Source organism: Mesorhizobium sp. M7A.F.Ca.ET.027.03.2.1 (assembly GCF_003999175.1).
GTDB lineage: Bacteria > Pseudomonadota > Alphaproteobacteria > Rhizobiales > Rhizobiaceae > Mesorhizobium.
Map to the genome: position 1 here is coordinate 1 of NZ_RZOM01001448.1, position 1,135 is coordinate 1,135.

Annotated in this window: 2 protein-coding genes; both read right to left on the reverse strand. The window is 59.6% G+C overall.

Translation table 11 applies throughout. The annotated features are described in order from the left end of the window. On the reverse strand, positions 1–675 hold a 675-nt coding region (locus tag EN750_RS35495), incomplete at its 3' end, for a GGDEF domain-containing protein (protein ID WP_145968249.1). A gap of 249 nt (positions 676–924) precedes the next feature. Next, on the reverse strand, positions 925–1,135 hold a 211-nt coding region (locus EN750_RS35500; RefSeq protein ID WP_245482905.1), incomplete at its 5' end, for a hypothetical protein.

A 1,135-nucleotide genomic window follows, 5' to 3' on the forward strand; every position in this document is an offset into this window, starting at 1 on the left:
GAAGATTTCCTCATAGGTGATCGGGCCGGTAAAGCTTGTGCCGCCGATGCTGACGGAAAGCGGACAAGGCCTGCCGCCGGGTGAGAATTCCATCTCCCTGATACGCCGGCGGATGCTTTCGGCGACCACCCAGGATTGCGAGGGGTCCACGCCGGGCAGAAACACGCCGAATTCTTCGCCTCCGATGCGGCCGACGATATCGCCGCCACGCAGTTGCCCTTTGATCGCCTGCGCTATCAGTTTGAGCGCCTGGTCGCCGCAATCGTGACCCAGGCGGTCATTGATCGACTTGAAGTGGTCGGCGTCGATGATCAGCAGCGCCCCCGAACGGGTCTGCTCCTGCTTTCGGGTCTGCTCGAGATAGGCTTCGACCAGCATAGAGAAGGCGCCACGGTTCAGCACCGCCGTCAGGCTGTCTGTCGCGGCGATGATGCTGAGATCGCGCTGCGCGATGGCCAGCTGGCGAATCTTCCACATCAGGAAAAACAGAAACGAGCCGCCCAGCACCAAAGGCAGCAACAAGTCGGTCATCTTCGCCCGCCACACGGCCTCGGGCGAAAGATAGGGGAAATTGAAGGAATCGACGAAGAACGCCACGGCAATGAAGAATGCAGTACCGACTACCGTGACAGCGATCACCCTGCCCCAGCTCGTCGGCGACAGATCGAGCTTCATCCCGTTCAACTCCGTTAGCCGTCGCTACTATGACGCACCAACCCCAACAAATTGATAAGACTTTCCCTCCAATTCGATATCAGGCGGCGGAACCAACCCGCGGCCCTGTCGATGACTTGCGACAGAGGCTTGCGCAAACGTGCCACAAGACGGCCGCTGGAAGCAGCCATCCTGTTTCAGAGCTTGAAGGCGTGGGCCAATTGCCGGCCGGGCAAGGGCAAAACGGCGCGCGAACCAAACCGCCCGTCGTCAATTGAGCGTTGGCTCACTCAGCGCATCGACGACAAAGGATGCCGCGATCAGGTCGTCGGCATCGAGGCGCAGGGAGCCTCCGTCGCCTCCCATGGCTGAAGCCACTTTTTGAAAGGTCTTCATTTCGTATTCCGTGATCCGGGCGTCCTGCATCTTGGCCTTGAGATCGGCGATACGCCGATCCAGAGCCGAAGATATGCCTATTTCT